The sequence below is a fragment of the Ruegeria sp. ABV3_008 genome, assembly GCF_056161185.1.
Genome location: NZ_JBSWYP010000012.1, coordinates 90,001 through 116,897 on the forward strand (window position 1 = coordinate 90,001; position 26,897 = coordinate 116,897).

27 protein-coding genes are annotated in these 26,897 nt (G+C 55.2%); 11 read left to right on the top strand and 16 right to left on the bottom strand.

Annotated elements, in window-relative coordinates; all coding sequences use genetic code 11:
* Position 1 precedes the first annotated feature (1 nt).
* Positions 2-160, top strand: a complete 159-nt coding sequence (locus ACXAH8_RS18800; RefSeq protein ID WP_152460674.1) for a DUF4177 domain-containing protein — start codon at positions 2-4, stop codon at positions 158-160.
* Positions 153-2,045, top strand: coding sequence for a type IV secretory system conjugative DNA transfer family protein (locus ACXAH8_RS18805; protein ID WP_475220190.1), 1,893 nt, complete (start codon positions 153-155; stop codon positions 2,043-2,045). Before ACXAH8_RS18800 ends, ACXAH8_RS18805 begins: the two co-directional genes overlap by 8 nt.
* A 105-nt stretch (positions 2,046-2,150) precedes the next feature.
* Here the strand turns inward: ACXAH8_RS18805 and ACXAH8_RS18810 are convergent, their stop codons facing one another.
* The 3 genes from ACXAH8_RS18810 to ACXAH8_RS18820 are packed head-to-tail and all read right to left on the bottom strand — an operon-like array spanning position 2,151 to position 4,104.
* The gene (locus ACXAH8_RS18810; RefSeq protein ID WP_170574509.1) at positions 2,151-2,699 is read right to left on the bottom strand and encodes a methyltransferase family protein; all 549 of its coding nucleotides are present in this window, start codon (positions 2,697-2,699) and stop codon (positions 2,151-2,153) included.
* Positions 2,699-3,334 (bottom strand): cation efflux transmembrane domain-containing protein, encoded by a 636-nt coding sequence (locus ACXAH8_RS18815; protein WP_209599655.1) that lies wholly within the window; start codon positions 3,332-3,334, stop codon positions 2,699-2,701. The genes ACXAH8_RS18810 and ACXAH8_RS18815 overlap by 1 nt, the downstream gene beginning before the upstream one ends.
* Positions 3,334-4,104 carry a transglutaminase-like domain-containing protein gene (locus ACXAH8_RS18820; RefSeq protein WP_209599654.1) on the bottom strand — a complete coding sequence of 257 codons (771 nt, stop codon included), beginning with the start codon at positions 4,102-4,104 and terminating at the stop codon, positions 3,334-3,336. The genes ACXAH8_RS18815 and ACXAH8_RS18820 overlap by 1 nt, the downstream gene beginning before the upstream one ends.
* Before the next feature lie 70 nt (positions 4,105-4,174).
* Here ACXAH8_RS18820 and ACXAH8_RS18825 point away from each other — a divergent pair, with 70 nt between their 5' ends.
* The 3 genes from ACXAH8_RS18825 to ACXAH8_RS18835 all read left to right on the top strand — a co-directional run bounded on the left by ACXAH8_RS18825 (position 4,175) and on the right by ACXAH8_RS18835 (position 6,088).
* Entirely contained in the window at positions 4,175-4,591 is a 417-nt protein-coding gene (locus ACXAH8_RS18825; protein ID WP_170574518.1) for a MerR family transcriptional regulator, read from the top strand.
* Positions 4,592-4,900: 309 nt separating this feature from the next.
* Complete coding sequence (locus ACXAH8_RS18830) at positions 4,901-5,278, top strand: rhodanese-like domain-containing protein (RefSeq protein WP_475220191.1); 378 nt, start codon at positions 4,901-4,903, stop codon at positions 5,276-5,278.
* A 126-nt stretch (positions 5,279-5,404) separates the two neighbouring features.
* On the top strand, positions 5,405-6,088 hold the full coding sequence (locus ACXAH8_RS18835) for a DsbA family oxidoreductase (protein WP_475220192.1): 684 nt from the start codon (positions 5,405-5,407) through the stop codon (positions 6,086-6,088).
* Positions 6,089-6,276: 188 nt separating this feature from the next.
* Here ACXAH8_RS18835 and ACXAH8_RS18840 read toward each other — a convergent pair whose 3' ends face one another.
* The 9 genes from ACXAH8_RS18840 to ACXAH8_RS18880 form a co-directional block, all read right to left on the bottom strand.
* Entirely contained in the window at positions 6,277-7,314 is a 1,038-nt protein-coding gene (locus ACXAH8_RS18840; protein WP_152460672.1) for a hypothetical protein, read from the bottom strand.
* An 87-nt stretch (positions 7,315-7,401) separates the two neighbouring features.
* Positions 7,402-9,237, bottom strand: a complete 1,836-nt coding sequence (locus tag ACXAH8_RS18845) for a relaxase/mobilization nuclease domain-containing protein (RefSeq protein ID WP_299900594.1) — start codon at positions 9,235-9,237, stop codon at positions 7,402-7,404.
* The gene (locus tag ACXAH8_RS18850; RefSeq protein WP_475220193.1) at positions 9,234-9,653 is read right to left on the bottom strand and encodes a hypothetical protein; all 420 of its coding nucleotides are present in this window, start codon (positions 9,651-9,653) and stop codon (positions 9,234-9,236) included. The genes ACXAH8_RS18845 and ACXAH8_RS18850 overlap by 4 nt, the downstream gene beginning before the upstream one ends.
* 473 nt (positions 9,654-10,126) lie before the next feature.
* Positions 10,127-10,363 (bottom strand): hypothetical protein, encoded by a 237-nt coding sequence (locus ACXAH8_RS18855; RefSeq protein WP_475220194.1) that lies wholly within the window; start codon positions 10,361-10,363, stop codon positions 10,127-10,129.
* Positions 10,364-11,009: 646 nt separating this feature from the next.
* Positions 11,010-11,552, bottom strand: a complete 543-nt coding sequence (locus tag ACXAH8_RS18860) for a hypothetical protein (RefSeq protein WP_475220195.1) — start codon at positions 11,550-11,552, stop codon at positions 11,010-11,012.
* Between the two features lie 22 nt (positions 11,553-11,574).
* The gene (locus tag ACXAH8_RS18865; RefSeq protein ID WP_152460667.1) at positions 11,575-11,865 is read right to left on the bottom strand and encodes an addiction module antidote protein; all 291 of its coding nucleotides are present in this window, start codon (positions 11,863-11,865) and stop codon (positions 11,575-11,577) included.
* Between the two features lie 5 nt (positions 11,866-11,870).
* A complete protein-coding gene (locus ACXAH8_RS18870) occupies positions 11,871-12,164 on the bottom strand; it encodes a type II toxin-antitoxin system RelE/ParE family toxin (RefSeq protein WP_170417791.1) in 294 nt (97 codons plus the stop codon).
* A gap of 115 nt (positions 12,165-12,279) precedes the next feature.
* Positions 12,280-14,145, bottom strand: coding sequence for a ParB/RepB/Spo0J family partition protein (locus tag ACXAH8_RS18875; protein ID WP_475220196.1), 1,866 nt, complete (start codon positions 14,143-14,145; stop codon positions 12,280-12,282).
* Positions 14,146-14,363: 218 nt separating this feature from the next.
* Positions 14,364-14,768: a DUF3768 domain-containing protein gene (locus ACXAH8_RS18880; protein ID WP_475220197.1), complete on the bottom strand. Its 405-nt coding sequence runs from the start codon at positions 14,766-14,768 to the stop codon at positions 14,364-14,366.
* Between the two features lie 325 nt (positions 14,769-15,093).
* Between ACXAH8_RS18880 and ACXAH8_RS18885 the strand changes: the two genes are divergently transcribed.
* Positions 15,094-15,234, top strand: coding sequence for a hypothetical protein (locus ACXAH8_RS18885; protein ID WP_475220198.1), 141 nt, complete (start codon positions 15,094-15,096; stop codon positions 15,232-15,234).
* Here ACXAH8_RS18885 and ACXAH8_RS18890 read toward each other — a convergent pair.
* Positions 15,231-15,545, bottom strand: coding sequence for a WGR domain-containing protein (locus ACXAH8_RS18890; RefSeq protein WP_475220199.1), 315 nt, complete (start codon positions 15,543-15,545; stop codon positions 15,231-15,233). The genes ACXAH8_RS18885 and ACXAH8_RS18890 overlap by 4 nt on opposite strands.
* 869 nt (positions 15,546-16,414) lie before the next feature.
* Between ACXAH8_RS18890 and ACXAH8_RS18895 the strand changes: the two genes are divergently transcribed.
* Together ACXAH8_RS18895 and ACXAH8_RS18900 are read left to right on the top strand one after the other, a co-directional pair.
* Positions 16,415-16,615 (top strand): DUF6429 family protein, encoded by a 201-nt coding sequence (locus ACXAH8_RS18895; RefSeq protein WP_475220200.1) that lies wholly within the window; start codon positions 16,415-16,417, stop codon positions 16,613-16,615.
* A 135-nt stretch (positions 16,616-16,750) separates the two neighbouring features.
* Complete coding sequence (locus tag ACXAH8_RS18900; protein WP_475220201.1) at positions 16,751-18,091, top strand: DUF7986 domain-containing protein; 1,341 nt, start codon at positions 16,751-16,753, stop codon at positions 18,089-18,091.
* Between the two features lie 138 nt (positions 18,092-18,229).
* Here ACXAH8_RS18900 and ACXAH8_RS18905 read toward each other — a convergent pair whose 3' ends face one another.
* Positions 18,230-18,661: a bactofilin family protein gene (locus tag ACXAH8_RS18905; protein ID WP_475220202.1), complete on the bottom strand. Its 432-nt coding sequence runs from the start codon at positions 18,659-18,661 to the stop codon at positions 18,230-18,232.
* A 159-nt stretch (positions 18,662-18,820) separates the two neighbouring features.
* On the opposite strand from ACXAH8_RS18905, the gene ACXAH8_RS18910 reads away from it, so the two are divergent.
* Positions 18,821-19,768 carry a DMT family transporter gene (locus ACXAH8_RS18910; RefSeq protein ID WP_475220203.1) on the top strand — a complete coding sequence of 316 codons (948 nt, stop codon included), beginning with the start codon at positions 18,821-18,823 and terminating at the stop codon, positions 19,766-19,768.
* A 31-nt stretch (positions 19,769-19,799) separates the two neighbouring features.
* Here the strand turns inward: ACXAH8_RS18910 and ACXAH8_RS18915 are convergent, their stop codons facing one another.
* Both ACXAH8_RS18915 and ACXAH8_RS18920 read right to left on the bottom strand, forming a co-directional pair.
* Entirely contained in the window at positions 19,800-21,449 is a 1,650-nt protein-coding gene (locus tag ACXAH8_RS18915; RefSeq protein WP_475220204.1) for an AMP-binding protein, read from the bottom strand.
* 404 nt (positions 21,450-21,853) lie between these two features.
* Entirely contained in the window at positions 21,854-22,873 is a 1,020-nt protein-coding gene (locus tag ACXAH8_RS18920) for a helix-turn-helix transcriptional regulator (RefSeq protein ID WP_475220205.1), read from the bottom strand.
* 412 nt (positions 22,874-23,285) lie between these two features.
* Between ACXAH8_RS18920 and ACXAH8_RS18925 the strand changes: the two genes are divergently transcribed.
* Both ACXAH8_RS18925 and ACXAH8_RS18930 read left to right on the top strand, forming a co-directional pair.
* Complete coding sequence (locus tag ACXAH8_RS18925) at positions 23,286-25,577, top strand: arylsulfatase (protein ID WP_475220206.1); 2,292 nt, start codon at positions 23,286-23,288, stop codon at positions 25,575-25,577.
* Between the two features lie 322 nt (positions 25,578-25,899).
* Complete coding sequence (locus tag ACXAH8_RS18930; RefSeq protein ID WP_475220207.1) at positions 25,900-26,874, top strand: mechanosensitive ion channel family protein; 975 nt, start codon at positions 25,900-25,902, stop codon at positions 26,872-26,874.
* Positions 26,875-26,897: the final 23 nt, after the last annotated feature.

Genomic DNA, 26,897 nt, shown 5'->3' on the forward strand with positions numbered 1-26,897 from the left:
AATGAAAAAATTTGAGTATCGTAATGTCTTGATGCGGGTAGAGGAAAATGCAGGCGAGAAGTTTGCGAAGCTCGGGCAAGACGGTTGGGAAATGGTCGGCGTCGTACCTGCCGAGTTTGGCATCGTGTGCTTCTTCAAACGCGAGCTGACCGATGGCTGAGTTTCAGGATCTACCCAAAGGCAAGAAGGTCGCGATAGCCGGTACTATGGGCTTTATCGCTACCTCGGCTTGCGCGGTGTTGGTGGTCGGGCTGGCTCTCGAATACATCAACACCAGAGGCTTTCGCGGGCTGGACATCTGGGCGATCCCAGAGAAGTTCATGGCACAGCCTGCAGAGACGCAGCAGATCATGGGTCTGGTGGCGGTGGTCGCAGTGGGTGTTTTGACCTTTGCATTTGTGGCGGCTGCGCTGCGTGGTCCCTCAACGAAATACGGTGATGCGACCTTTGCAAAGGCCCCTCAGCTCGTCCAGGAGGGCTATGCTTCGGTGCTGAAGCTCAAAGACCAATTGGATAGTGAAATCGTGTTTGCCAAATTTGGTGAGCCAAAGGACAAAAACGCAATCTACTATAAGCCCGGTCCCGGCGTTCAAAAGCCACACGCGATGTTCATTGCCCCGTCTGGTTCGGGTAAAACCAGCGGTTTTGTGATCCCAAATGTTCTGCGTTTCAATGGTTCTTGCGTCGTCCTGGACATCAAGGGTGAGATTTTCCAGACCACGGGTGCGCGTCGGGCAGCAATGGGCGACGAGGTGTTTGTGTTCGACCCCGAGAACCCCGACAAAAGCCACAGCTACAACCCTCTGCGCCGTGCAGCACGTGCCGACAATCTGGATCGGCGATGGGAAGAAGTGATTCAGGTTGCAACCCAGATGTTCGACACGCCTAGCTCGTCCGCACAGGGCTTTATGGGTGGTGTCGAGGGCATGTTCTGCGCAATGGCGATGTTGGCGATCAAAAGAAAGCGGCCATACATTTCCGAAGTCCTGCGCCTGGTCAAAACGACCAAGCAAAAGGACTATGAGAAAATGGCTGAAGAAGTTGGGTATGCGCGAGCTGCAGATGAGTTTCTGAATCTTGCAGCCGAAGAATCCAAAATCTTGCGGTCAACGATTTCGGTTATGAACAACTCCGGCCTTCAGCTCTGGCGTAACCCGTCAGTGGCAAGAGCCACGCAGGGCAATGACATCAACTTTGAGGATCTGCGTCGGCGCCCTACCTCGATCTACTTTTCTGTACCAGGGAAGAAGGTCAAAGAGTTCCGGACGCTCATTCGCCTGTTCTTCCTCGATCTGGTGAACACCATCGAAACCGTTGAGCCGGGCGAAGATGAGCCGTTCAAGGTTTTGATGCTGCTCGATGAGTTTCAGCGCCTCGGCCATCTTGAGCGCGTCGTTGAAGCGTATGACACCATGCGATCGTTCGGTGGCCGGATCATCGTGATTTCGCAAACGCTGTCGCGCCTGCAGGACATTTATGGGCATGAAGGTGTGCGGGCGATGCTGGCAAACGCCGGGACGCAGATGTTCGCAGCCTCTGAGGATTCAGAGGTACGCGAACACGTGTCCAGGTCCATCGGTGACAAAACCGTATTGAGCAAATCGAAGTCTCGGGCGCTCGGCAAAATGGAAATGGGCAGCATATCGGAACGCGAGGAAGGCATTCGCCTGCTCCGGCCGGAACACGTTGGCCGATTGCCTGAAAATGAGGTTGTGCTTATCCGCGAAGGCAAGATGCCGGTGATTGCAAACAAGATCCGATACTTCGAAGATCCTTATTTCATGCAGTTCCTTGGTGGCGACACGCCAAAGATCAAAGGGACACACCTGGATCTTGCTGAAGAGCAGGCCAAGGATACGGCAAAGGCAGTGGCTGATGCGAAACCGGCCCCTGCCCCGGTGAAAGAGGTTTCTGAAAAAGACCAGGAACTTCAGGCGGCATTTGATGCGCAGCGCACGGTCGCAAAGCGGAAAAGTCGGTCAGCGAAAGATATGGCGATGGAGAAAATGAAAGCCAAACGGGCTGAAAGTAGCGCCTTCACTTGACGGGGGTAACAGGACGCGGCCGAACCGGACCTTACTTCAATATGCAGAGAACGGCAGGAGAGAGCCCATACCTCCCAAGTTTCTGCGTTGTGGCGAATGACCGCTTCAGAGAAAACGCCGAACGCGGGAGGCGTATTCCTCGAAGTCCGCGCCGTAGCGCGCGCGCAGCCATGGCTCTTCCGCGAATGGTGCAGCCAACAGCACGAGGACCGCGGCACTTCCGACCGGAAAGACCAGCGGTGCCGCCGTCAGCAGCATCCATCCGATGACCATGAAGATATCTGCGACATACTGGGGATTGCGGGAGTAGCGATAAAGACCGTCGGTTCGCAGATGCCCAACGGCACCGCCGGTTTGGGCGATGCCAAAGCGTACAACTTCAAACCAGACGGCTGCGTTTCCGGTGAGGATTAAAGGCACCCCGATCCAGAACCGCATCCAGTCTGGAAATGGCAGGGTCGCCCATCCAAGAATGCCAAGCAGAACAAGCACGCCGAACAAAGTGAATGTTGGAACCCAGACAAGGAAAGGCGTTCTGATCGTGTATTCTTCCGGGGGCCAGAGCCGCCGCGATGGACGCGCAAACGACCAAACGAGCGCGGCCAAGGTTCCTGCGGCAATCCCCAAGCCAAGAAGAGCAAGAAAGGCCTCCATCAGACTTCGGCATGATTGTGTGAATTGAACTCACGGCGTTCAGCGAGCGCCTGGCGCACGATCTGGAACGCTGAGGACAGAAACAAGCTGGCCATGATCGCAGCGACGATCAGGTCGGGCCAGCCGGTGGCCGTGCCCCATACGCCCAAAGCTGCTAACATCACGGCGACGTTGCCGATGGCGTCGTTTCGCGAGCAGAGCCAGACAGAGCGCACATTGGCATCCCCGTCCTTGTAGCTGACCAGCAGCAGGACGCTTGCAAGGTTTGTCGCCAGAGCCAGAGCGCCGACAACGCCCATGATTTCCGCTTCCGGTACGCCGACATAGAAAACCCGGTAGACTGTCGAGCCGAAGACCCACAGGCCCATCAGAAGAAGACTGATGCCCTTGGCGAGCGCTGCATTCGTCCGCGCGCGGATCGAAGCACCGATGACAGCAAGTGAGATGCCATAGGTCAGAGCATCGCCCAAGAAGTCGAGGGCGTCAGCCTTCAGAGCTTGCGACTGTGCGACCTGGCCTGCTGTCATCTCGACGGCAAACATCGTCGCGTTCAGCGCGATGACGATCCACAGCCGCCGTTTGTAGTCGTCCGATACGCCATCGAACTTAGCGTCATGTCCACAACACCCTGACATCACACGGCCTCCTTTAGAATGATTGGTGCCTGTTTAGGAAGAAGGTTCTCTGCGCCGCCGGGGATGATTGGCACATAGCCTTGCCTGATCCGCGCCACGCGCCGGTTCATCCAGTGCCGTATGACAAGACGATAGAGCAACCCGCGAAAACCGGACAGCTGGTGGTGGTCCTTGTAGAAATCATCCGGACTGTCAAAGACATCGAAGTCGTGGTTGATCCCGGTCTTCTGGATGTATGTGCTTTGGCCAGACCACTCGACGGGCGGGGCCTGAAGGCAATCTGTCCCCGCGCCATAGGCACAGAGCGACGTGCGATCCGGAAAGGTCTCCTGAAGCGCTCCCAGAACGCCTTGATCGAGGATAAACCCTTCGAGATTGATCCACTTGCCGTCGATCAGAACTTCCACCCAGGAATGGATGATGCTTCGGGGGGCCAGCGGGAAAACCAACTCTGGCACAACGCCACGCTGCAAGCCCTTGTCGATGGTGAAACCATGAAACCGGCAAGGGATATTCAACGCCCTGAGCAGTGCCATCAGAAGCGTGCCCTTGGTGTTGCACTGCCCATAGCCGTCCGCCAGCACTCGGGAGGCAGGCAGCGCATCGTCGCTGTTGTATCCGAACAGGATTTCGTTCCGCACGAAATCATAGGCCGTGCCGATGCGTGCGGTGGGGTCAAGAGAAGACCACCCGCGCTCGGCGATCAATGCCTGGATCGCATCGGATCGAAAATCGAGTATGGGGGTTTCGGCGAGGTATTTCTGGGACATGGTTCACTCTGGTTTCAGCGTCCCAACTGATATACGATCTCTAGTGACTAGAGGTTCAAGAGGTATTTTCATGTTTTCCATTGGCGAGCTATCGCGGCGCACGAACGTCAAGGTTCCAACAATCCGCTACTACGAAGAGTCTGGGCTTCTCGACGCACCGGAACGGACTGAAGGCAATCAGCGTCGGTATGATGCGGCGGGGCTGGAGCGCCTGAGCTTCATCAAGCACGCCCGCGACCTCGGCTTCTCGATTGAAGCTATTGCTGCCTTGATCGAGCTACAGGGCCACCCGGACCGGTCGTGTGCAGAGGCCAATGATATTGCGACGGCTCAGCTCTCGGACGTGCGCGCAAAGATCAAACGCCTCCGCGCGCTTGAGAAAGAACTGGTGCGGATTTCCAACGGCTGCGATGGCGGCGGAGTGACCGAAGACTGCTATGTCCTGGCTTCTTTGTCGGATCATGGCCTTTGCGAGCGCGATCACTGAAAAGGTAAAGCAGACTATCACATCGTATAGCCAAACGTCGGCAAAGTCCGCTTGTAAGACCTTCGCCGGTTGTTCACAAACGTCCGCACTTATTGCAAACAGTTGTTCGCGTCGGAAAATTCTAAACTTCACTGTGCAAGAACTGCTTACCGGGGCACTGCAGACGCCCGTTTAAATATAGTAAAGGTCTGCAGCGAGCCTAGAGCGAACGTGTTTTTTCGTAGCCTTACTTCAGACAGATCGCATGCTTGCTATTTCCGTAAGCAAACATGAAAGTCGGCGCATCTTATTTTTGCACGGGATACCAAAATGAAATCTGCCAATGACTACCTAGCCGAAGCAAATGCCGTCGTGCCCAGAATCTCTACGGAGGCAGGCATCAAAAAGCACAAAGACGGGCAATCAGTTTTCGTTGATGTACGAGACAGTGCTGATGTTGCAAAGACTGGCACCATAGCCGGTGCTGTTTGGGTTGCACGCGGCATGCTCGAGTTTAGAGCCGACGACACTCATCAACTCCACAACCCTGCATTGAAGAAAAACGCAGATATCGTTTTGGTGTGCGGCGCAGGAGGTCAAGCAGCGCTCAGCGGTAAGACGCTTGTGGATATGGGCTTTGAGACCGTGTCGAATGTTGGTGGGATATCTGCGTGGAAAGAAGCCGGCGGCCCAATGGAGCCAGCTTGACGCGTTCAGGTTTCATAACTCAGGATGTAAATTGATGTTTTTTCTTGGGACTGAAGCGGTGAATTTTATACAGTTTCGGAAACATCGTACCTTGTTTCTCGAGACTGAAAGCAAGGACGATCACTTATGAGCACACTGAAACTAGTTCATTTCTCTGACGTGTTATGTATTTGGGCTTATATTGGGCAGGGGCCATTGTCTCGACTTGCAGAACGGTTCGGTGACCAGATTGAAATCGAAGTGCACTATTGTTCAGTTTTTCCTGATACCACGGCAAAAATCTCCAAACTGTGGAAGAATAAAGGTGGTTTTGACGGGTATGCACGCCACGTGCAGGACGTAGCACGCGAGTTTGACGGCATATCAGTTCATGAGAAAGTTTGGTCAGAAACCAGGCCGCTTTCCTCGGCCAGCCCTCATCTATTCCTAAAGGCGGTTGAATTGGTGGCGCAGGAGGAGGGTGCGACTGCCGATCAGTTGCAATTGCCAGCAAGAGCTGCAAGGGCGCTTCGCTCCGCATTCTTCCAAGAGGCAAGGAACATCTCTGACTGGTCGGTTCAAAGTGAGGTCAGCGACCAAATTGGCCTGAAGTTTTCCGACGTAAGCAAGAGAATCGAAACTGGTGAAGCGATGGCGATGCTGTCTCGAGACTACGAGTTGGCTCAGTCGCGCGGAGTTAAAGGCAGCCCGACATACGTGCTTAACAATGGGCGACAAGTGCTATTTGGCAACATTAGCTATCCCATTCTTGAAGCTAACTTTGAGGAAGTGCTAAAGGAGCAAAACCAATTGAACGCCAGTCTTTGTTGAAAACTGACGAACGGCAGCTCCGTCCCGCTTCTTGCCTATTCAAACGTGGTGCAGCGAATGCCCGGAATGTCCAAGGACAAGAGTCCGTCCCAATCGGAACAGACCCCACATTACTCCAACCCGGTGGTCTCGCTGTTCCCGGCAACACATTCACCGGCGCGAACAATCATCTATCATGTCCTCCGTGGTTAAAGACTGTGTCCATCATACTCATGGACGTGGGTAGCCTGTTCGCGGGTATGGGCAATCTCTTGCACCACGGCGGCAATCTTGCTGGATGAAACTTGGTGCAGCTCACCAACAACGGCCTCCGCGCGCTCGTAGCTGTCCGGAACGCCTTGGCTGTTGAAATGGGCGGCAGCGGTGGAAATGTCCGCGTCTCGCCAAGTCGCAGTGGTGCCGACTGAAACGCTGTCATGATCGTTGTAGCGGGCCAGGAACTTGTTTCCATCGAGTCCGAAGCTGTTGGCGGTTGCAACAATGTCGTCACGCACTGCCAGCCATTTTTCGGCCTCGGAGGGGTCCAGGTTATCCAACTCGGCCGCATTCATGGATGTGGTGTAGCTGTCGTCGACAACAGTGTATGCCTGCAGGTCGGTGTCGTATGGGCGTAGCTCGGCAACATCGCCCTTCAGCTCTCCGATCTGCACGTCCATTGCAGCACGCAGATGCGGATCTTCGACCTCTCGTGCAAGTGCCTCCATGTTTTCGATGGAGTTCACAATGTCCTTGGTCTGCTGTTCGTAGTTCTCGAAACCGGCCTGCCCCAGAGCGGATTGCATATACTGAACATAGCGATCACCGGGCGACTGGTAGTCGTCGGAATCCTGAAAGCCTTTGTCGCCGGACAGATCCGCAAGGGACGAATAGTAAGGGTGATACAAGTCGTATTCCTGAGCGTCGTTCATGTGCTGAGAAACCAAAGCCTGCATGTCGTTCAGATCAACCGGCTCCCCTGACCGCTCCGCAGCCTCCAATTCGATTTTCAGTTCTTCGACCAGATCTTTTTGCGCCGTGTGTTCGTCAACACGGCGGTTGGCCTGGTCCTCGATGTCGAAGCTCTTTGAAGCAATGGCTGCACGATCATAGCCCATCGCCTGCTGCTCTTTCATGATGATGTCGATCTGCTCTGAAACGCGATCCTCGCGCGGGGCAGATTGATCGAATTGGGAATAGGGTGCGAAGTGTTCGACTTCGTTCAAAAGATAGTCTGTACGCGAAACCATAGTTTTTCCTTTGCGAGTTGATGGAAAACTCTTTGATGGATCTACCTACGGCGTTGGCGCGCTCATCAGGCAGACCGGGTGAACTCCTTATAGGCTGTGTCCGTCATCGTCGCCCCGCCCTTGCAAGAGCGGTTGCGTTGCGTGGGCGTGAACGTCTGAAAGTTCTTCTGAGATTGCGATGATCTTGGAAGAAGCAAGCTGGTGCAGCTCGTCAACAACGGCCTCTGCGCGGTCGCGGCTGTCCGACAATCCTTGAGCCTGGAAGTGGGCAGCGGCGGTCGAAATGTCGTCGCTGCGCCATCCCATTGTTGTGCCCAAAGTGACGTTCTGATGATCGCCAAAGCGGGCAACGAACGCCTCGCCATCAAGGCCGTAGCTGCTGGCCGTGTCGGTGACTTCCTTGCGGATCGCCGCCCACTGTTCGGCCTCCGGATAATCCAAGACATCCATTTCGGCAGTGCCCATTTCCATCATCGTTGAATAGCGGCGGTCCTCGATGATGAAGGCTTGAAGGTCAGGATCGTTGGTGCGCAGATCCGCAACGTCGCCCTTCAGCTCGCCAATCTGAATATCCATAGCGACACGCAGATGAGGGTCGTCAACCTCACGGGCAAGCCCTTCCATCTTGTCGATGGATTGCAACAAATCTTTAGTCTGAGTCTGGAAGTCCTCATAGGCCCCCTCGCCCAAGGTGTCCTGCATATAGACCTCGTATCGGCGTGCTGCCGGGGCGTAATCTGCGGACGCCTGGAACTCCTTGTCATCGACAATATCAGCAAGGGCAGACAGATAAGGATGGCTCTGTTCGTTGTCCCGAACGTCGCTGATATGGGCAACAACCTGAGCCTTCAGCTCGGGCGCGATTGTCTCCTCAGAACCGCCTAATTCGATGTGACGTCGCAAGTTGCTCATGACTTCGGGCGACACATAAGACGGGTCTCCCGGCTCGCCGTAATCATCAAAATGATGGGCCTGATCCAGCAGATGTTCCATTCTCGAAACCATAGGTTCGTCCCCTTCTACGAGTTGGATGGCAAACTCTTCGATCCGGTCTTTGACGGCGTTGGCGCGCTCATCAAACAGGTCCGACATTCTTGCGATGGAGAGAGTCATCACATCGGCGGCCATGTCGCGGGCTGTAACTTCGACGTCCGGAGTGGTTTCAACAACCGACATTCCGGCTTGAACTTTCCACGTGTCGGTCTCGACTTCCTGCCGCAAACCGCGCTCAAGGCGGGTCGTCGCGGTCAGCTCAATTCCGTATTCCTCAGCAACCTCGACCTGGATGGCGCGCTGAACGTCGATGTTCATTTCGCTGCTCATACCCATAGCCAACCACTGCCCATGCTCGACGCCTCGGTTGTTCACAACGATGTGGACATGGGGGTTGTCAGTGTCGTTGTGGAACACGGTAAGATAGTCCCAGGTATCGCCGAAATCACCGCTCCCAAATAGACGATCTGCGAACTCCAAACCGGCCTCGTGAGCGGCGTCGGGATAGGTGCCTTCGGGGAAAGATACGATCATGTGACGGGTGTAACCGTAGTTGGTTTTCCCGTTGAAATCCTCGGCCCAAGTCTCGATCAAATCATTGACCTGATCCGCATCGAGCGGTGTCACGCCATTGTCTCGAATGTCCAACACACCCTCTGCCCTGACGGTCAGATAATTGATCTGGCGGCGCAACTCATGCGCGTTTTTCACCCCACCTTTGCGGACGTGTTTCACAACCGCCTCAGGCTTTCCAACCACAGCACCTAGCCGAGCCTTGATGGATGAGGCCCGCGAGATCATGAACTTCATGCGCTTGGCGGTCTGCAGCTGCTGAGTGATCTGCTTAGAACGATCGACACCTTTCTGAGCCTCGCGGAAGGCAAGCTCCAGGAAGTCGCCTGCTGTCATATCGTGAGCCGCAGCGGTCACTCTTCAGGCCTCCAATTGTCGTCGCGCAAGATTCGGCGAATGGCGGAGTCTGGCTCTCGGTTTCGGCGGGCCGCGGTGATCAGCGCCTTCAGGTCTTGCCGGTGCTGGATGATCGCACGATGGAGGTTTTCGACATCGCGCCGGTCGTCATCGGTCCAGATCACCGAACCGCGTTTGGCCGATTTTGCGAGCTGATTGAGGTTGGTGTATCCACCCTGAACCTGCCGCAAGTGCGTCTGCCAGAGATCGACAACGGCCGGGTCAGGATCGAGATACCCGATCAGACGATAGATCAGTCGTTGGATGATCTGGTTGCGGCTCTTGGCCCCAAGCGACTGCACGGCCTCCTCCAAACGCACCAACGCATCTGACGGCAATCGAACGGAAAAGACAGTGGTGTCGCCGGGCTTGCTCAATGTATACCTCTGGTTGTTTTTATGACTTGTAACACAACTACCTTATCCTGTCATACTCTCCAAGAGGAAACCGGGGGTGATTTTGGAAATCCGTTTTTTCTCAAATTGCCCCCGGAACAGTTTTGCTCTTGGAGGCAATCTCCACGCCGGGAAAAGGGTCCCGCCCCTTTTCCAGCCAGCAGGCGTGGGTGCCGGTGGACCGGCGCAGGGCAATCACGCAAAGCGGGAGCTGCCCGAACAGCGCCCGTCACATACCGGCACGTTCAAGGTCAGTATGGCATTTTCCGCGCGCCTCAACGCGCTCAATTTCCCGCCGCTTTCGCGGCGGGTGGGGCAGGGTCTGAGAACTGCTGCATTGGGGCAGGTCGACACCGCTGCCCAGCCGTTAGGCCGCGCGCCACCTGTGGCGCATCTGTGGTCCGGGTTTTGGCCGGAGCAGAAGAAAGGGCGGCTTGCGCCGCCCTGCCCTCTCGTCATTCGGTGACGGGATCGTCATCGGTCCGCTTCGGGAAGGCTACCATCTCGACGCCGGGGAACATGCTGTGCTTGACCTGGATCGAAGTGATGTTGCCGCTCTCATCAGTATTGACGAAGAGCACCCCGCATCGATCCCAGAATGTCTTGCCTTCTTTTTCACCGGTCTTGACGTTCAGTTTCAGAGTTTGAGTAGCCATTGTTTGATCCTCGCTTTGGCGTGTTTCGATGAACATGGGAAAAGCGGGCATCAAGGGGACGTCAGCAGGGAATTTGATCCGCGCGGAATGCGCCGCAGGCGCAGGGGACATTCCCTGTTTAAGCGCGGCGCCCGGGCCGGGCACCGCGCGTCTTCCCCGACTGCCCGATTATGTTCATCACCTCAGAAACACGAGCAGCCGAGGATCTTCTCAGGCAACGGGCCAGAAACTGTCAAATCCGAGGAAGGGCAATGCTTTCTGGGATCGCTGCGCGGGGCATTTGAACAAAGCGATTTGGTTGGTGGAAGCAACATCCCCTCGATCCGACACAAGCGTAGTGCTCAGTTCCAAGTGCGGGTGGCCTTTCTGGGTCGGCATGGCCGTCGTCACAAAGGATGAAGAATGACGGACGGTGCAAACCGCCCTATCCAACTGGCGGAGGTCAATGACCGGACGGTCCGGCCCTGGTCCGTGCCTGCGCGGAACAGGTTAACAGCCGGACTCAATTTGGCGGGGTGGGTTTTTCTGCGATATCACGACGACCCGCGCGACCTATCTCGCGCGCGCATGACCGAAGAACCAGTGCAAGGGCTGAAGCCGCGCACCGCCGTGCCAAGAAAGAGGCCCACCGAAGCAGGCCACAAGTATAACCAAAGGAAAGTCTGGAGGTATTGAATAAAGGCTAACGCTTGCGCGCCCGATCGACAACACCGTCGGCCGTGATCGTGGCAATGCGATCCTCTGTGCGGCGGGTCATTTCCACCCCGTCACCCGTCATATGCGCCTCGGCAAACTCCGTGAACTTGAAGATGCTGCCATCGGCTTCGACATGGGTTTCGTCCTCTGCCGAGCGCCGCTTCACCGATCCGTCATGGCGGATTTCGATGATCGTGTTGTCGGCCATTCGGACCGTCACGGTATGCTCATCTACAGCGACACCCTGCCACCAGGCATCTGCATCGCGGCGCACAACAATGCGGTTTGGATGCAGCTTGATCTGCACATCTTGCGTGGCTTCCGGATCAGCAGCTTTGACAACAACAATGGCCTCTTGCGCGCTGGGGTCGCTATGGATCGACGCACTCCCGTTCTTTGGCGGCCATAGCTTTGGCTGTTCGCGCGGCTTGCCCTTCTGGTCTGTATGAAACCCGACGAACATCTGCGCGGATTTCCAGACGCGGCGGGCGGCTTTTTCAACCGTAGACGGAGCTGCATCGGTGGACATGGTGGATAGCCTTTAAAGTGGGTTAATTCACGTGCATTTTCGGGGTGAGCGTCACACCCACAGCGCTCAGCACTTTCAGCACCGTGCCAAACTCGGGATTGCCATTTTCGCTAAGTGCGCGGTAGAGGCTTTCCCGAGACAGACCAGATTTGTCGGCCACACTCGACATACCTTTGGCCTTGGCAACATCGCCAAGTGCCGACGCGATCAGCGCCGTGTCGCTGGTTTCAAAAGCCGCTTCAAGATAGGCTTGAATGGCTTCCGGGCTGTCCAGATAGTCAGCCGCTTCAAACTTCGTTGTTTTGACACCCATGTTTTTCACTCCAACTCTCTTGCCATCGCCTTGGCGGTTTTGATGTCGGCTTGCTGGGATGACTTGTCTCCCCCGCACAGCAAAACGATCAAAACGTCACCGCGCGACACATAGTAAACGCGATACCCCTTCCCTTCGGAGATACGCAGTTCACTCACACCTTCACCAACCGGTTTCACATCACCGGGATTGCCCAGGCTCAACCGCGTGATGCGAACCAAGATCCTGGCTCTCGCCCTTTGGTCCTTCAGGCCCTTGAGCCACTTGTCGAACAGGTCCGTCTTACGAATTTCTATCATACCTATATGTAGCCTACAGGCTACAACCTTTCAAGTCAAAACAACCTATACCATTGAACTAAAATCAAAAATCATTGCTGAAAAGCAGGGCGCGTTGCGCCCTGCCCTGCCAGTTTCAGAAGCAATCCGGCACCCATGCATCGATCCGGGCTTTCTGTGCCTCGGTCACGCCCAGTGCCTTTTGATGCTCTGGATCATTGAAGAGCTTGTGCAGCGCCTCGTTCTTGGCACCCTTTTTGGATTTCGCGAAGGCTTTGAACATGTCGGCGTCGATGTGCAGGTCCAGCAGGTCTTTGTAGAGATCATCCAGCTGCCAGCCCTTCAGGCGTTTGAAGCAATTCTCAGCCGACGGTGTCCAGATCGAACGGATGTCAGCACCAATTTCAGCCTCGATCTCTGCCATGAACTCCGGGCGCTGGGTCAGGAACCGCCGGGCCAGAAAGGCTGTGATTGCTCCATTGCGGGCCTTCTTGCCCAGATCGCGAAACGCTTTGAACGCCGCGACGCTGCCTTGTGCGGCCACCTCTTGGAACTGGTCGTACGCTGCCTCTGCCGCCTCGTCCCGCTCCCCGCCAAGGCGAGGGTCGAGACTGAACTGGTCATCGATCTCCGGCGTGTTCCGTTCAGCGCCGCCATAACCAAACCCGAACAGGTTGCTGCTCAGACCGGAGGCCGGGGTGGCAAAGAAAGCAAACAGGCTCAACACATAATCAGGCTTGTCCAGCAGGGCCGTTTGAACCGCTGCCAGCCGGATCGCCACCATGTCGTCGATGAACTTCTGCGAATAAACTGGTTTTGGTTCTTCCTTGATCTCCGGTTCTTTGACCGGGGCCAGAACACCAGCCTCAATGGCAGCCTGAACATGTTCCGCCGCGACATAGGCCGGGGATGTTTTGATCTCGCCATTGTTGCCGACATAGACAAACACGCCGGACAGTTTGCGTTGATTGTCAGAATAGAACGGCGCGGCGTAGTCTTCGAGCGCGGCTAACTCTTTTTCGCCATCCGCGTCCAGAGCTTCACCCTCATGGAGTTCAGCAAGTTCGTCATAGCGTTCGGCCTGCTCTTCTGAGAAGTCCCGGCTCTCCATGTCCAGACGGTGCATGCCTTCGGTTCCCGAGAACCCATAGGGAATGTAGCTTTCATCATGGGTGTCCACCCAGTCCCAGCCTTCCGCGTCGCGCAGTTTTTCCGCTTCTACTGCCAGTTTCTCGGCAAACAGGCGGTCCAATAGCTCGCCGTCATTGAACAGGGTTTCATCAGCAAAGAGATCAGCAGTGACCGTGCCACCGGCTTCAACATAGGCCTCCTGCCCCACAAACACCGCCTTGCGGTTGGTGCTGCGGACAGCCTCTGATGTCAGGGCCTGTTTGACATCATGCTCACTGAACCACCGGCAGTCTTTGGCCCGTTCCAGAACCTCCAGAATTTTCTCTTCTTCGGTGCTGACGGTCATGGCCTTGGCCAGCCCCATGCTGATCTCACCGGCTTTGAGCGCGTCCAGAACGGCGGCGGGCAGACTGGCCAGTGCGAGGCGGCGGCGCACATGGGCTTCGGTCACGCCGAACGCATTGCTGATCTTGGCAACAGACAGGGATTTTGCAGCCATTTTCCCATAAGCGCGGACCTCGTCCACCGGTTCCAGTTCCTCACGCGCGGTGTTTTCTGCATTGGCCCATTGCTCGGCCACAAAGGGATTGTCTGTGATCTTGACCGGCACGTGAGAGAGATCAGCACGCTCTGTCACGGCGATGTTCAAGGCGCGCAAGCGGCGGCCACCTGCGACGATGGCGATTTTGCCATCCGCATCACGCAACCCGCTCAGGTTTTGGATTAGGCCGCACATGACCAGACTATCGGCCAGCAGGGTGATACCCTCCTCGGCAACCTCCTGTCGCGGGTTCAAATCGGACAGGTAGAGATCGGACAGGGATACGGTTTCGACGGTTTCCGGTGCGGTGAATGTTTCAAGTTTGCTCATAGGACAAATCCTTGTTTGAGTGTTTCGCTTCGTGTTAAGGATGCCCTACCCCTTCCGGGGTAGAGCGGAGCCGTTTAGATGGCTGCGTGTTGGATCAGGAAGCGGCGCGCGATGTGGAAATTGTCGCCCTTCCTGATTAGCGCCCACGCTTCTGCGATACGCTGCTGCAAGATTTCATTGTTCATGGTGTTCACCTCCTTTCTGGTTGGCGGTTAAGATCAGTATTCGCTGGGGCACATGATGGTCAGAACACGTTGGGTCACTGCGGGATCAAACGGGCGATCAGACCCGTATTTGTAATCCGCGTCGTAAAGATCGATCTTCCAGAACAGCTTCTGGCCGTTGATCGTCACCGTGCCGAATGTGTGATCGCCATAAGGGTCATTGCCCTCATCGAACTGGTCGTCCGACGCCACCGCCGCAAAAGCCGCAGTCTGGAAACCCATCCCTTCGCCTGACACGCCGGGCGTGACGAAAACCTGACCCTGAATACCTTTGGAGTGCATCTCGATTGCTGCGTTCGGATCAATCAGGGCTTTCCGAAACAGGTCATTCTGGGCCGCAATCTCTGCCGCCTGCAGGCTGGTGTCAGTCTCAATTTCTTTTGTCGTCTCAATGTTCAAAACCGTCTCTCCTTAGTGGTGCGACCTCCGGGGCTGATCCCCTTTGGTGCTGGTTTTGAGCCGAGCCCTGAAAGGGCGTCGTCTCTAAAACCTGCCACGTGGCGAACGCGGAGAGGGGCGAGACAGGACAAATCGACAAGAGTGGTGCGGCCCGCAGCGCAGGCGCGCGAGGACACGGTCTGGTCTATTTGTCTTGTCCGAGGGGGGAGGCTGCGCCTTCCCCCTGACGTCGGGTGGCGTTTGGCTTGTCCAAATCCCGCCTGACCCACAAAAGAAGCCAAGGGTTCTTTGATTCTGCGGAAACGCAAAAGGGATCGTCACCCGCATGGGCAGATCACTACGGCATGAACCGACCATGACCCAAAGCCCCTGCCCCGGCTCGCATGAGACGGATCAGGGGCTATTGCGTCAGGGAGATCATGCTGGGGTGTTCTGGGTGGAAGCCGGCATGCCGGCTGGAACCTAGAGCCCGGTCACGAGCCGACAGGCTTGGGATTTGCAACAGAAACTGACTGCAACCCGAAGCCACTCACCGACCGGAACATACCCTCGCCGGCGTTTTTGCTTTTCGAGATTTTGGAGCGCTTCATTGGCCTGGGCTTCGTCATCATACGTCACCATCATGGCTTGCCCGTATGTGCCAATACGTCCCCAGGTACGAAGGACGGACACTTCCCCAAACAGCGTCGGCTGCAATTCTATGCCATAGAACCGCGCCATGTTAACGTCCGGGTCAACATGGATCAGGTGGACAGGTGTGGTGTCTGTCAGCTCCATGATCCGATTGTCGGTCAATTCAGACCGCCTGTCCAATGACTTTGCGAGATCCATTCGTCAGAATGGATTCTAATCCTCAATGGGACCTACATCTAGTGAACGAACATTCGCACAGTTTTCTACTTTGAAAGACTGTGCTCACGCAGAAAAGAGCTTCCCGGAAGCACCGGCCTGCTCAAAGATCGAGGAATTGGACAAGCAATCAAAACGGTGGAGCCGAGAATTCAAGTTTCCTGTTTTGCACAATGCTTGTCGCTCTACTCGGCCAGAATGAGTGAAGGTCAACCCAATTCTTCGCGACTCCGCCGTGCGGAAATATGACATGGGTTGTGTTGTTGGTTCGCATCCAGATGGTTGGCTGCATGACAGGTAGGGCACAATGCAACGGGCGTCTCGACACTCTCACGCGTCTCGTAGTCAAAACAATGTTCTTCCCCGCAGATTTCGAGGGTTTCCCCAACGCGCGACAATTCCGACGCCGTTACGCCACAGTGATCGCAATATCCATCGGAAAGCACTGCCTCTAAACCCGGCAATTCAGCTTTTCCTTGGAAATTGCAGTCTCGACTTTTCATACTTGTACCGTGCACCTTAACGCTATTCTTATGCATAAGTTCATGCAATTAATATTCAATTATCTGTGATGTCTCTTGTACGTTTAAGCGCTCAGCGCCGCGTGCACGTGATACCCGACCAAGCGCCAAACAGGTGGCTTTTGCAGAACGCACTGCGCGGATCAAGCGCAGCGCTGTTCAGGATGAGTGCTTTCGGGATCGCTCATTGATGTCCCGCTGGATCGACAGCAATAAACCTTGACGGACCCGGCCCTGATTTCGTCCGCTGAGATCATGGACGTTGATGAAGACTAGGTGGATGATGCGGTTCTGGCATTGCTTTGGCTGACGCTGCATGACGGGCGGCGTGCCTGGAAGGGTTTTGACTGGGGCACGCTTGACCGTCTGCACCACAAAGGACTGATCCTGGACCCCAAAGGGAAGGTGAAGTTAGTTGTACTGAGCGAGGATGGGCTGCGCCGATCAGAAGCGTTCTTCACAGAGCTCTTTGTTTAGAAGACCAGACAATAGCTATTCCACTGCGGGGCCACCAAGGCAATCTACGCCAGTGTAGGTCTGACCTCTGGCTGATGGCAGTAATCTGCGCTAAGTCGCACATGTTTGGTCATTGATGAAGAAAGGCGCAGGTCGATGGGACATGATCTTGACAGGCTCATAAGGTTCATCACCCGCGACGATGTCTGGCACGAGCGGCTAGCGGATGTCCTGAAAGAGCATTTTCTGCCAGCCCTCGAAGCATTTGATCTCGACTTCGAAGACCTGGGCGATTTGCTTGGTGACGATTGGCCAATGGTTCTGTGGGGCGGCGGGCTGGAGGATCTGCTGGGCAGACGCTTCGGGCCTGACAAGGAAAACGCCGCAGATGCCTATCTCGAACAGCAAGGATCGAAGGAGGGTGCCCAGACCCGAATTTACATCGAGGGATTGCGGGATACTCCCGCCAGCCTCTACGAGGTCAGCGCAATCGTACCCGGCAAATCCATGGTGCTGACGGACATGCTTTCGAATGCTGAACCTGTCACTGTTCGGGAGCAAAGCGCCACGCAGATGTTGCAGCAATGGGATCGTATTGTTGTTCGGGTGGTCAGGCAGGGCGATCACAATGTGATCTCGGGTGCTCTTCTGCCGTTCGATTCGGACGCCGTCGCGATGCTTGAAGATGGGCTTCGGACCGTCCTGAAACTGAGCGCCGAAGATGACCTGCGCCTGACGCAGGACCAGTTACGGCGCTCGGCCCCACTGTTCGCCAATGCCTGGCTCTTCGCACATCTGCCAAACCTGTTGAATCCCGAACCGCCGCAGATCAGCAATAGCGATGGCGACGATCTGGTTTTCCACGAACTGCGCTTCCCTTTCGCCACCGGGGTTACTCAAAACCGAGTTTCAGAGAGATTGTTACAGGCCGCTGACCTCGTGGTCTCAGATCAGAAAGAATGGACATGGCTGGCTTTGGACAACGCACGCGGCCCGCGACGCGCGACCGGGCTGGTTCTGGACAAGTCGATGTCTGGCACTGCTGTCCTCGGATCTCTGTCGCTAAAAGGCAGAGCGCTGACACTGTCTGTAGATTCCGTCGCACGTGCGAGACGCGGCGAAGCATATATCCTCGAGCTGCTTGGAGATCTGGTGAAGCCGCGGCTGACGGCGACCCAGACCGTTGAACAGATGATGGCAAAGGATAATCCCGAGACGGGACCCGCTGTGGACGAAGACAACCCTCCTGCGCTAGCCCAGCAGCTCGCACAGGAATATCTAGATCGGCATTACCGTGAGACGCTTGATCAGCCGATCCCGGCCCTGGATGACAAGACCCCCCGCCAGGCCGTTCGCGGTGCCAAGGGCAAGAAGGCGGTAATTGACTGGCTCAAGACAGTCGAAAACCGCAGTGCCCGGCAGACAGGCTCGCCCGTTGCAGACTATGATTTCAGCTGGATGTGGGAAGAGCTCGGTCTGTCAGAGTACCGGAAATGATCCGACTTACCTTAGGGAAATCGGTTTTCCAAATTATGGTGATCACAGCGTGGTCCAGGCCGACCAAGGGGTCTTCAAGTGCCGGGCGATCGCAAAGACTCATGTCCTCCCTTGCGGCAGAAGCCTGCCAGAACGGCCCTATTGTTCGCCGGTGATTTCAACCTTGCCCACAACCCTGGCACCACTCTCGGTTTCCATCGTCCTGGCCACAACATCAGCCTGAACCCTTGAAGTCGATGAAAGTTTGAGATCGTCGCAACTCAAGCTGCCTTTGTGCTTGCCTTCTATCGTGATCTTTTTGGCTGACAACGCGCCATCAACAGATCCGCTCAATTGAACAGTAATCGAGCCAGCACTGACATCCCCAACCACATTGCCTTTGACGTCAACACCTCCTCCGTTTGACTTGACGTTGCCTTCGATTGTCAGGTCTTCTTCAACTATTGAGTTGGCCACATTGAGATCCTTTGCTTGAGACAACGGCAACTCTAAGACGGAAGCCGGGTATTGACCGCCTGTGTCGATGGTGACTTGATCCCAAGGCGAAGATCCGCCTCTGGCTTTCGACACACATGACCATTTGGTCGATTTACTGCGACGCGGCCCGTTGAACCCGCAACTCACTGCGGACTCGAATTCAAATCCAACCCGAACGCGCAAACTGCGGGACTTTTGCCCGGCGTCGCATAGAGGATAGACACGTATTTGACGACATCTCAACATGATGAGATGACCAACGCGGAATCCATACCTCAATCTACGGATCGAACCCTTGTTGGCGTTGCGCTGATGCTTGGGTTTTGCCTGACAGCTCCTTTGCTGGATGTGGCGGCAAAACTCGCATCGGCCAGTGTGCCAGTTGGGCAGATTACGGCTGCTCGCTTCATCGTGCAGTGCGCGTTGATGGCACCGTTCATTTGGGCAATGGGGCTGTCATTGCGTGTGGCACCTGGCCAATTGAAGGTTCTTGTATTCCGCTCATTACTTTTGCTCTTTGCAACTTTCTGCTTCATTTCAGCAATCCGAGTAATGCCACTTGCTGATGCGCTGGCAATCGTGTTTGTGGCCCCGTTCATTGTCCTGTTGGTGGGAAAATTTCATCTTGGTGAAGACGTCGGGCCCCGTCGTGTCGGCGCGGCTCTTGTAGGGTTTGTTGGGGTATTATTCGTTATCCAACCCAGTTTCGCGACTTTCGGCGCAGTTGCCATAATTCCGCTTGGTACCGCAGTTGCATTCGCTTTATACATTCTTGTGACGCGGGGGTTGTCGCGTCGGATGCACCCCGTGGCCCTACAATTCCACACCGGCCTGATTGCCAGTTTGTTTTGCATTCCAACCTTAATAGTTGCGCAAGGATCTGGTTCCGAGCTGTTCGATCCCGTTTGGCCGACAGACATCGCGATACTATGGCTTCTGGGAGCCGGTTTTTTTGCGACTGTGAGCCACATGATGATGACCTATGCGCTTTCGTTTGCCCCTTCGGCAACATTGGCTCCGCTGCAGTACTTTGAGCTGCCAGTAGCAACTTTGTTCGGCTATCTTGTTTTCAGTGATTTCCCAAACGCGCTTAGCCTGCTTGGTATTGCCATCATCATCAGTGCAGGGCTTTACATGATACATCGCGAAAGGGTCGTTGCCAGACAGTTGGTTACCGAGCGTGCAGCACCCCCAATATAAGGCTAAACGCTCAGGGCCGCTTTCCAGTCATTCATCGTATCGTTTGTCGAAGCAGGAACCTTTGAATTTTGCCGCTGGGTGTCTTTGGCAGTTCTTTGACAAATTCGATAAGCCGAGGATAGGCGTGCGCAGAAAGGCGCTGTTTGACATACTCCTTCAGCTCTTCAGCCAACTGGTCAGTACCTTCTTTGCCCTCCGCCAGTACGACCACCGCTTTCACTATTTCGGTCCGCTCCTTGTCAGGAACGCCTACGACCGCCGTTTCCGTCACAGAGGGATGTTCAATCAGAGCGCTTTCAACGTCAAACGGTCCGATGCGATAACCCGAAGAGGTGATAACGTCGTCGTTCCGACCAACAAACGTGATACAGCCGTCTTCATCCCGCTCCACCGTGTCCCCAGTAAGATAGTATCCGTTTTCGATCGACTTGTTGCCCTTGTTCAGGTAGCCGCCAAAGAACAAGAGAGGTGACTCCGCAATGTTGACGGCCAATTGACCTGGCTCATTGAGATCGGCAATGCTGCCATCCTCAGCCAAAACCTCGACCCTGTATCCCGGCATCACATAGCCTGCCGATCCCGGACGAACCGGATGTTCGAGCCCGTGATGGTTATTCACCAGCATACCCGTTTCGGTCTGCCCATAATGATCTTTGATCGGCGCATTCAGTTCGGACTTGAACCAGCGGATGACTTCGGGGTTCAATGGCTCGCCTGCGCTGCTGATGCACCGGATCTGATCGCGCAGCTGTGACGCGCGTTCGGTTCCGGCGGCGATGATTAGTCGAAACGCAGTGGGCGCGCCTGCAAAGTTGGTCACGCCCAATTTCGAAATCACGTCATATGTACTGTCCACTGTAAATGGCCCTTCGACCAAAGTGGTTGCATGTCCCAATTGTAGCGGGCCGATCAATGCATAGTAGAGACCATAGGCCCAGCCTGGATCGGCAATGTTCCAGAAAACATCCTCATGCTGCAGGCCGATCCCTTCGACCATGTAAGATCGAAAGGCAGTCAGAGCCTTTAGGGGCACGGGCACTCCTTTGGCGGGACCAGTCGTTCCAGAGGTCGCCATCATGAACATCAGATCATCGCCGTTCCGCAAAACTGGAACCAACTCAGGCGATTGCGCGGCCATTGTCCGGCGGAAATCAATGTCTCCGGCAACAAGCTCTTGCGAGGTGTCCGCAATCGTCGCGACTGGCGGGCAATTTTCCACTCCTGCAAGCTTTTCGCGGTTTGCGGCGTCGGTCACAACCAGCTTCGCACCGCTCATGGTCAAACGGTCCTGAATAGCCTTGGGCCCAAAGGCTGTGAACAATGGCTGATAGGCCGCGCCAGCCCGGAGGGCGCCGAGAACAACTGTCACGAGATCCGGGGTGCGTGGCAATAGACCCGCCACGATGTCGCCGGGTTGGATGCCTTGTTCCTTCAGCAAGTTGGCGAAACGCGCGGCTTCATCGCGCAACTCCATAAAGTTGCGAGTCTCATAATGCCCGTCCAATGCAATCCAGTTCAAAGCCAGGGGATTGCCCTGCAAATGGGCGTCACAACATTCGACGCATGCATTGATCCCGTCGCTGAAACTACCGGAAAAGACAGACTTTGCGATGTTCAGATCAAAGTTTTCCACCGCTTTGGAATAGTCTCGAGGAGTACCAGAGTCAGAATTCGATTCCATCAAAACACATTCCTCCAAATGCAGCCCTTCAGTTACCTTGCACTCAAATGGGTCGAATTTCCACGTTGGAGATTACGCGAACGTAAGTGCACCAAGAGCGGTCCATTAGACCCCTACCAAAGCCAGGTTTGGGTTCGAGAGGCCGACCTCGGCTGCGGTGCCGCATCCACAACACCTCCGTCCTGATACCCTGCGCGGTCCTCCCAAAGGCGACATCCATCGCACTTTGAGTTACTGCATTGCAGCTTTCTTAAATGGGATGTGTTAAAAAACCAGCCCTCGAGGCACATTGCCTGAACTAACAAGGAGCGGGCAGTGCGGACTTTCGCAAGTGCAAGAAAATCCTCATGCCATCATGCTCTTAGGCGCGACTGATCCGTGCGTATGAAAGGAAACTAACACCGTCACGGCGAGGAGTGTTGCCGTCGATAGCCGCTCGGCGTTTGACCTGTCCATCGTTTGACTGCGCGGGAAAGAGTTTCCTGATTTGCATAGCCAAGCTCGCGCGATAACTGATTCAGAGAAACGCTTGGCTCTTCAAGCAGGCGACTAAGAGAAGTCTCAGCGCGAACCCTATCTACAATCTGCTCAAGATTTGTGTTTTCCTCAGAAAGTAGACGTCTGAAGCTGCGTGCGCTGGTACCTGCAGCAGCGGCCAAGCTGTCCAAGCTTGGCGGCGCCTTTCCAAGCATGCTTTCGACAAGCGCACCAGCCTGATCGGCCAGCGACTGGCTCTCGCGCAATACACGCAGGTTTATATCGTCTTTTTTGACGGCCAGGCTGCGTACTTCTTCCGGGAACTCGGCCTCGGCCACGTCCTGATCAATTTTTACATTCAGCGTGCGGTTTTTCGCGGGCATCACTCGATCCCCGAGCCAAGGTTTCAAATGAGACAAACCTTCGTCTGGGTGGGGTACAAGTTCGACACGCGAAACAGCTGGTGTATTGTTTGTCGCCACAGAGCAAATCATGTCAACCAACGCCGCCACATATTGCTGGACGTAGTGCAGAACTTCCTGCTCGCCCACCTCCAAGATCCAGCCATCTGTGATTTGAATTGAATTCGGCCCATCAACAACCATGAAGATTTCATGTGTGGAATGGGTTTGCATCTTTTGCGATACCCGGCGAAACCCATGGCGTACAGTTGGCCCAGCGAAGGCCGCGGCACCAATCAAGCCGATCTCGAATCCGCCGCGCCCGTCTACGATCCTTCGTGGGGTGTCAGCACCTTCCTGCCTCGAAAGTTCCACCAAAAAACGAACGGTGCCGCGCAGTGGAATTGGCAGGTAAGGGTCATTATCTGGAACCCACTCCAGCCCCGCCTTCGCCAGCAAACCGTCAACGTCAAGATGATTGTCATGCGCCCATCGCCGCATTGGATAAATGGACGCGGCGCGAATGAGTGGAATGGATGATGGCATAAGAGTAGTCTCCAGCTTCTCGTCGAATTTTGGCCACTGAAGTCAAATTTAGACCAGTATTTTGATCCAAATCAATATAGGATCACTCCGCTTCAGGATGCTTGTTCAATACCCAAGCTCGGCAAAATCCGGTGGGGACGCTACCTGCCGCCAAGATTTTTCCGACTTTCAGGATGCGCAGCAGATCGAAGGGAAGAAACAGAGTATGACACATCGAAATCTAGCACTGGCTGTAGCAATAGCTTCTATGTCTTGCGTGAGCCTGAGTGCCCATGCACAGACCGAAGCCCCGCTAGGATCGCCGGGTGCCACAACCACAATTGACGGCAGACAACTACCTCCGCCACCGTCTGAGTTTGGCGGCAAAATTGAACCTCAAGCGCTCAAGTCAACCGAGTACTGGCCACCGCGCGTGGTACCGCCGGAGGGGGCACCCAACGTTCTGCTTATCATCCTTGATGACGCAGGGTTTGGCGTTCCAAGCACCTTCGGTGGGGTAATCCCGACGGATACGATGGACGAACTTGCTGCAGCAGGGCTGAGCTTCACCAATATCCACTCGACCGCTTTGTGCTCGCCCACAAGAGCGGCTTTGATCACAGGTCGCAATCACCATTCAGTCGGCTTTGGTGTCATTTCCGAACAGTCCACCGGCTACCCCGGTTATAACAGCATTATACCTGAAAATAAGGCCACCATCGGCCGGATACTATCAGACAACGGCTACGCAACTTCGTGGTTTGGTAAAGATCACAACACGCCGTCTTTCGCCGCCAGCCAGGCGGGACCATTCGACAAATGGCCCACAGGCCTCGGGTTTGAGTATTTCTATGGCTTTGTTGGCGGAGACGCGAACCAATGGCAACCAAATCTCTTCCGCAACACGACCCAGATTTACCCCTATGACGGAAATCCGGAATGGAACATGATCACGGGTATGGCGGATGATGCGATCCAGCATATTTCACGTCTGACCCAAATCGAACCCAATAAGCCGTTCTTCGTGAAATACGCGCCTGGTGCAACGCACGCCCCGCACCACCCGACCAAGGAATGGGTGGAGAAGATTGAGGCGATGAACCTCTTTGACGACGGCTATGAGGCGCTGCGCCAGACGATATTCGAAAACCAGAAGAAGCTGGGGCTTGTCCCTCAGGATGCGACCTTGACTCCATGGCCCGCTGACAAGATCAAGCCATGGGATCAACTGAGCGATGACGAGAAAAAACTGTTCGTCAAGCAGGTTGAGGTCTTTGCCGCCTATGCGGCCTACACTGACCATGAGATTGGCCGCGTTGTCGATGCTATCGACGATCTGGGACGGTTGGAGAACACGCTGGTCATTTACATCAACGGTGACAACGGGACATCCGCCGAGGGTGGTCCCATGGGAACGCCGAACGAGGTTGCCTGGTTCAACGGTATCTCGGCCATGCCTGCCAAGACCCAACTTCAATGGTATGATGTTTGGGGCACTGAAGAGACGTACAACCACATGTCCGCAGGCTGGTCATGGGCTTTTGACACGCCGTTCGATTACTTCAAGCAAAATGCCAACCGGCTGGGTGGCGTGCGTCAGAACATGGTCGTATCATGGCCCAAAGGGATTACCGACAAAGGCGGGATGCGCGATCAGTTCCTGCACGTGATCGATGTCGTCCCGACCCTTCTCGAAGTGACCGGTATCGCTGAACCGCTCGAGGTGGACGGCATCGTTCAGTCACCAATTGAAGGCACAAGCTTTGCCTATACCTTCGACAAGGCGAATGCGGACGCGCCAAGTCGTCACCGTACGCAGTACTTTGAGATGATGGGCCAATGGGCGCTGTATCACGAAGGCTGGTTCCTGAGCACCAAGGTCAACCGGATGCCATGGGAAACCCCCAAGACACCCAACCCCGACCCGCTGAACAATCAGGAGTTCGAACTCTATGATCTCAGAACGGACATGAACCAGCAAAAGAACGTGGCCAAGGATCATCCGGAGAAGGTGGAAGAACTGAAAGCGATCTTCATCGAGGAAGCCAAAAAATACCAGGTTTTCCCGCTGGATGCCTCTGTGACGTCGCGCCTCGCCAAGCCGCGACCCAGCATCACCGCAGGCCGCACCGAGTTTGTCTATACGCAACCCATGATCGGTGTGCCTCAGGGCGACTCTCCCAGTATCTTGAATTCGTCTTATACGTTCACGGCCGAGATCGAGGTGCCTGAAGGCGGCGCGGAGGGTATGATCGTGACTTCTGGCGGCAGGTTCGCGGGCTACGGGTTCTACCTCAAGGACGGCAAACCGACCTTCACTTGGAACATGCTCAATCTTAAGCGCATCCAGTGGCAGGGTAACGACGCTTTGACACCAGGTAAACATACCGTCGAGTTCGATTTCAAATATGACGGATTGGGTGACGGAACGCTGGCCTATGGCGACGCCAGTGGCATCGGACAGAGTGGAACCGGCACCCTGAGCGTGGATGGCAAGGTAGTTTCAACCAAGAAGATGAAAAACACCATCCCGGTCATTCTGCAATGGGATGAATCGTTCGACATCGGGCAGGATACGCTAACAGGTGTCTACGACAACGACTACAAACCGCCGTTCAACCTGACTGCAAAGCTGGACAAACTGACGTTGAAAATCGAACGGCCGGAACTCTCGGACGCCGATAAGAAACGGTTGGAAGACGCAATGCATCGCGCGAGCGACTAACCCCTTAACAGGGCTCTGTTTCCGACGGGGTCCTGTCAATGATGAATTCCGTGGAGGATGTTATGCAGGATCACCCGAAAAAACATGAGACCATCACAACCCGGCGCCAGCTTTGCATTGGTGAGGCACCGCTGCTGGCCGCCACCGTCGCTCTCCAATAAAAGCAGAACACACCTCAGACGGCGAGGCAGATTTTCTATTTCTCCAGAAAGCCAGGGGCATGACGTATTTAGCTCGCGAAAGGCAGCGCACTTACCGGCGTGCAATGATGTACTAGCGACGCAGCGCTTGCTGCATTTTTTGAAGAGAGGGGGATACTGAATTGGCAAAACCAAGCACCTTGTACTGGTGGCTGGTTGGGTTTGGCTCGGCCGTCCTCGTAGTGGCAGAGGTCGTGTTTGGCGGCATCCTGCTTCATGGCGAAACAAAGCAGATCACCTCGACAACCCGCGTTCTTTTGTTCCTGCTGAGCGGCAGCTTGTTGTCGCTCGCCATGCTCGCTGTGCTGCGCCACTACCTGTTGACCAGTAATGCCCGGCAGGAAACCACCGACCCTGATCATGCGCCTTTGTCACGCGGTCTCAGTGTTATCCCCTTAGTGCGGGCAATCCTTATCACCTTTACCGTCATCATTGCGATCCTTGTCGCCCTTGCAGAGCTTGGGGTCAAAATTGCACCGATGTTGGCAGGGGCAGGCATTGTCGGGATCGTATTGGGAATGGGGGCACAGAGCCTCCTGAAGGATATTCTAGCGGGCATTTTCTTTGTGATAGACGATGCCTTTCGGCTGGGAGAATATGTAGAGATCGGCGAGACACGCGGCACCGTCGAAAAGATTTCTCTGAGATCGATGCAAATCAGGCACCACCGGGGGGCGCTGCAAACGCTCCCCTACGGCACCATTCAATCGGTCAAGAACCTCAGCCGGGACTGGGTCATCTCAAAGCTTGAGTTTCAGGTCCCGCATGACACGGACATCCTCAAAGTTAAGAAAGTCATCAAGGCGCTGTCCAGGCAAATCGAAGAGGATGAGTATTTTGGTCCGCAAATGCTCTCTCCTGTTAAGTTTCAAGGTATCTACGGCGTCGATCTCTACGGGCTGACCGTACGTATCAAATTCACAACCCTGCCTGGCGAACAGTTTCTTATCCGCCGCGAAGTCTACAGGCTGGTTCAGCAAGGCTTTGCAAACAACGGTATCGAGTTTGCTGAACGTACTGTAAAAGTGGATCGTTCAGACGATGTTATTGCCACCGCGGACGACACCGAGGCACCGCGTGTATCGGCCTCTGGCTGACGGCTGACGTACTGGCGCGACTA

What these genes read in the sequence shown, in the direction of transcription:
- ACXAH8_RS18800 (WP_152460674.1), top strand. Translation starts at nt 2, where the DNA reads ATGAAAAAATTTGAGTATCGTAATGTCTTGATGCGGGTAGAGGAAAAT.
- ACXAH8_RS18805 (WP_475220190.1), top strand. Translation starts at nt 153, where the DNA reads ATGGCTGAGTTTCAGGATCTACCCAAAGGCAAGAAGGTCGCGATAGCC.
- ACXAH8_RS18810 (WP_170574509.1), bottom strand. Translation starts at nt 2,699, where the DNA reads ATGGAGGCCTTTCTTGCTCTTCTTGGCTTGGGGATTGCCGCAGGAACC.
- ACXAH8_RS18815 (WP_209599655.1), bottom strand. Translation starts at nt 3,334, where the DNA reads ATGTCAGGGTGTTGTGGACATGACGCTAAGTTCGATGGCGTATCGGAC.
- ACXAH8_RS18820 (WP_209599654.1), bottom strand. Translation starts at nt 4,104, where the DNA reads ATGTCCCAGAAATACCTCGCCGAAACCCCCATACTCGATTTTCGATCC.
- ACXAH8_RS18825 (WP_170574518.1), top strand. Translation starts at nt 4,175, where the DNA reads ATGTTTTCCATTGGCGAGCTATCGCGGCGCACGAACGTCAAGGTTCCA.
- ACXAH8_RS18830 (WP_475220191.1), top strand. Translation starts at nt 4,901, where the DNA reads ATGAAATCTGCCAATGACTACCTAGCCGAAGCAAATGCCGTCGTGCCC.
- ACXAH8_RS18835 (WP_475220192.1), top strand. Translation starts at nt 5,405, where the DNA reads ATGAGCACACTGAAACTAGTTCATTTCTCTGACGTGTTATGTATTTGG.
- ACXAH8_RS18840 (WP_152460672.1), bottom strand. Translation starts at nt 7,314, where the DNA reads ATGGTTTCGCGTACAGACTATCTTTTGAACGAAGTCGAACACTTCGCA.
- ACXAH8_RS18855 (WP_475220194.1), bottom strand. Translation starts at nt 10,363, where the DNA reads ATGTTCATCGAAACACGCCAAAGCGAGGATCAAACAATGGCTACTCAA.
- ACXAH8_RS18860 (WP_475220195.1), bottom strand. Translation starts at nt 11,552, where the DNA reads ATGTCCACCGATGCAGCTCCGTCTACGGTTGAAAAAGCCGCCCGCCGC.
- ACXAH8_RS18865 (WP_152460667.1), bottom strand. Translation starts at nt 11,865, where the DNA reads ATGGGTGTCAAAACAACGAAGTTTGAAGCGGCTGACTATCTGGACAGC.
- ACXAH8_RS18870 (WP_170417791.1), bottom strand. Translation starts at nt 12,164, where the DNA reads ATGATAGAAATTCGTAAGACGGACCTGTTCGACAAGTGGCTCAAGGGC.
- ACXAH8_RS18875 (WP_475220196.1), bottom strand. Translation starts at nt 14,145, where the DNA reads ATGAGCAAACTTGAAACATTCACCGCACCGGAAACCGTCGAAACCGTA.
- ACXAH8_RS18885 (WP_475220198.1), top strand. Translation starts at nt 15,094, where the DNA reads ATGGGCAGATCACTACGGCATGAACCGACCATGACCCAAAGCCCCTGC.
- ACXAH8_RS18890 (WP_475220199.1), bottom strand. Translation starts at nt 15,545, where the DNA reads ATGGAGCTGACAGACACCACACCTGTCCACCTGATCCATGTTGACCCG.
- ACXAH8_RS18900 (WP_475220201.1), top strand. Translation starts at nt 16,751, where the DNA reads ATGGGACATGATCTTGACAGGCTCATAAGGTTCATCACCCGCGACGAT.
- ACXAH8_RS18910 (WP_475220203.1), top strand. Translation starts at nt 18,821, where the DNA reads ATGACCAACGCGGAATCCATACCTCAATCTACGGATCGAACCCTTGTT.
- ACXAH8_RS18915 (WP_475220204.1), bottom strand. Translation starts at nt 21,449, where the DNA reads ATGGAATCGAATTCTGACTCTGGTACTCCTCGAGACTATTCCAAAGCG.
- ACXAH8_RS18920 (WP_475220205.1), bottom strand. Translation starts at nt 22,873, where the DNA reads ATGCCATCATCCATTCCACTCATTCGCGCCGCGTCCATTTATCCAATG.